The organism is Accumulibacter sp. (assembly GCF_023806625.1).
In the GTDB taxonomy this organism is placed as follows: domain Bacteria; phylum Pseudomonadota; class Gammaproteobacteria; order Burkholderiales; family Rhodocyclaceae; genus Accumulibacter.
In genome coordinates this window covers 11,445-14,575 of the sequence record NZ_JAMTDX010000082.1, presented here as the reverse complement: position 1 = coordinate 14,575, position 3,131 = coordinate 11,445, and the positions used below count along the sequence as shown (strand labels likewise).

The 3,131-nt window shown below is 61.5% G+C and carries 4 protein-coding genes; 3 read left to right on the top strand and 1 reads right to left on the bottom strand.

What is annotated here, in order from left to right; genetic code table 11:
• The 3 genes from NFW05_RS13635 to NFW05_RS13625 all read left to right on the top strand — a co-directional run.
• Positions 1-170: HAD hydrolase-like protein (locus tag NFW05_RS13635; RefSeq protein WP_295307844.1), on the top strand; the 170-nt coding region annotated here is incomplete at its 5' end.
• Positions 171-353: 183 nt separating this feature from the next.
• Positions 354-920, top strand: coding sequence for a DapH/DapD/GlmU-related protein (locus tag NFW05_RS13630; protein ID WP_295307841.1), 567 nt, complete (start codon positions 354-356; stop codon positions 918-920).
• 253 nt (positions 921-1,173) lie between these two features.
• Positions 1,174-1,698: an acyltransferase gene (locus NFW05_RS13625; protein WP_295307837.1), complete on the top strand. Its 525-nt coding sequence runs from the start codon at positions 1,174-1,176 to the stop codon at positions 1,696-1,698.
• Here NFW05_RS13625 and NFW05_RS13620 read toward each other — a convergent pair.
• Positions 1,688-3,131: glycoside hydrolase family 9 protein (locus tag NFW05_RS13620; RefSeq protein WP_295307833.1), on the bottom strand; the 1,444-nt coding region annotated here is incomplete at its 5' end. The two genes, NFW05_RS13625 and NFW05_RS13620, sit on opposite strands and share 11 nt — an antisense overlap.

The following is a 3,131-nucleotide window of genomic DNA, read 5'->3' as shown; positions in this document are numbered from 1 at the left end:
ACGTCGAGGCGGACGTCAACGGCGCGCTCGCGCTCGGCTTGCGGGCAACATTGGTGAGGACGGGCAAGTTCAGGACGGGGGATGTCGAACGGATCGGCGAAGGGGGCAGCTGTGCCGCGGACTTGAGCGAAGCCGTACAAGCACTCCTCAACGTCTCCCCCGACGCATGAGCTGCGAACCGTCGGCAGGCTCTTGTAGCGGTGGCCGAAATCCCTACCGCCCGTCCGATCCCCGCATCGCTTCCCCTCGACAAACCTCACAAATCGAGTGAATTATACCGCTGCTAGACAGACTGCAGGTTTTTCAACCGCCTGCTATGCGTGTCCAGTACAAGACAACAGTACAACGAGCCCATGTTGGAAGATTTCAAGCAGGACGCTGCCCGCTGGTTGATGCCAGGCCAGGTCGGTGCGCCAAATGAACTGACTATTGTAAAATTATTCTTGTTGCTCGTCACCCACGCGCCTCTCCGCGCCATGTTACTGTGGCGCATTGCTGGTTGGTTGAAACAAAAACGAGTCCCGATTCTCTTCGGTATACTTCACAGAAGTATCTTGTTCTTCTTCGGCCTGGAGATTTGCGATGCAGCCAAAATTGGCGGCGGACTGTATGTCCCGCATCCGGTCGGTACCGTCATCCAGGTCGAGCGCATGGGCAGGAACGTGTCGGTGATCGCCAGCGCGACCATCGGGCTGCGCAACACTTACGCGTTTCCAAGGATCGGAGACAACGTGTTCGTGGGAGCCGGCGCGCGCATCCTGGGCGACATCACAATCGGCAACGACGCCATCATCGGCGCGAATGCCGTCGTCATTGAAGATGTCCCCGCGGGCGGCACGGTTGTCGGCATTCCCGGCCGTTTGATCAAGATTTACGGCGAAGCGGTGGCCGATCGCCGGCAAGACTCTGCGCACGCGTGATTGCCAGTGAGCACAGCTTGAAGCTTTAGTTTATTAGGGAACAACATCTTCGTTATCGCACGCGCTGCAATAATTTGAGAGGCGCGATTCTACGAAGTTGTACAGCAAATTAGCGGCCGCCAAGACCTGAAAATGAGGATCGTATGCGGCACCCGGTCCTGTTCGTGAACTGAGTGATAGTGATCCGATGGACCTTCTAAACAACGCGATGGCAGCTCTTCGGGCGAAATGGTATTTGCGCCGGGCAGCAGCGGTGGGACCAAAAGCCCGCATCTGGGGTCGGCCGCGGATGGTGGTCGAAGGCCAGCTGCGGATCGGCACTTCGTTTCAACTCCTTTCGACCGCGGCAACGACCGAGATAGCGGTCGCTGCTGGCGGCCGGTTTCTCATCGGCGACCGGGCTTACATCAATTATGGCTGTTCGTTTTACGCCGGCGACCTGATCCGCATCGGCGACCGATGCCTCTTCGGCACCCACGTGATCTGCATGGACAACGACTTCCACTACGAGGAACCTGAGCTGCGGTTTCGTCACCCGCCCTCGCGGCCGATCATTGTGGAAGATGATGTTTGGGTCGGCGCGCGGGTGACCATCCTCAAGGGTGTCACCATCGGTCGCCAGAGCGTCATCGCCGCCGGCAGCGTCGTGGCCCGCGACATCCCCGCCGGCGTCGTTGCCGCGGGTGTTCCGGCGCGCGTCATGCGCCGGGTGAGGGGAGCGATCCCGGCGACGATCGCCGAACGGGATCCGGCAAACGTGCCTGGTGTCAGTCGATGAATTTCGACAGCAGTTTGACGTAGCTCGCTTGGTACGAGATCGATGGCTCGGTGATTTCCCAGGACCGATCGGGCCAGCCCCCGTTCCAGTCCCGATACGCCTTTTGCGGGGGTTGCCGGCGCGGAGGGGCCGAGGGTCCGGAGTACGCGGCGTTCGGGCCGCCGACGAGGTATCCCGGAGGAGGACCGCAGGCTGACGTCAGCGCATTGTCGAAGGCAGTGCCGTCCGCAAACCAGCCGTGAAAGATCTCGTTCACCGACCGCTCGGCACCCAGCGCATACATGTTGCTGAGATAGACGACGCCAAGCGGATTGACGCCGTGCAGGTACTGCAATGCCGTCAGGGCTCGCGTTCGGTAGCTGTCGTCCTCGATGGCGAACGGAGCCTGGGCCAGCTCAAGATTGATGCTGCCGATCTGAGCGCGGACCCGGTTGCTTCCCCAGTGATAGGCTTGGTCCGGCAGGTAAGAGCGGTATAGGTCGCGCTCAGGATAGAAGCCGTAAAGATCCCGCCGGGTGGCGGGGTCGCCGAGCTTCCTTTCGATAATGGCCGAACGCACGGCCGGATCGGCTTCGCTGAGGGTGGCGTAGAACACCAGCGCTTCCCCCTCTGCGGGCCGATAGCCGTTCCACCCTCCTGGGCCGAATGGCTGCGCGGCATTCATGTGGGCGCGGATGTAGGAGGCGTACGCAGGCTCGCGGGTCAGGGCAAACAGGTAGACGGCGGCGACGACGCTCAATCCCGCCTGCTGTTCCAGGCTCAAGTCAGCGTCTCCGGCCTTGATCTTCTGCTCATCGCACTGCGATGACTTCGGCGCGCGGTGATAGTGCTCCCAAGCAGTGACGGCACGCGCCTGCAGCTCCTCCGCTTCAGGCTTGAGTTCCTGCACCTGCCCAAAAACCAGCGCCGCGTGGGCGAACATGCCGGCAGCAGCGATCGTCGAGGAGGAACACACCGGGCCATAATATCGGGGGCGACGGTCGGCACTTGGTGGTGATGTCTCGTGGAAGTCAAGCGACCCAACCTTGATCAGGACCCCACCGTCTTCGACCTGCATGCGCTTCAGCCATGCGATCTCCCACCGGACTTCGTCGAGAATGTCCGCAACTCCGTTTCCGGACTCCGGAATATTGAAATCGTCTTTCCAGATCTGCGGGCGTTCGCGGTAGGCGGCGAGCAACTGATGCACCGGTTCCGCTGCGAAGGTCACGTACTTGTTGGTGTCTCCCGCGTCGAACCAGCCTCCCCGCACATCCCGAACCAAAGTTTCGTCTTCCGGGTGCTCGACCGATCGCGCTCGCCGCTCCTCGCTCGGGCCGGGATCGGCGGCATCGTCCACCCAACAGGGATCGGCGTGGGGACGAGCCTTTGCATGTCCGCTGCGATTATAGAAGAACACCCGCATCGCCGCCTTGAGGACCGGCGCGTAGACG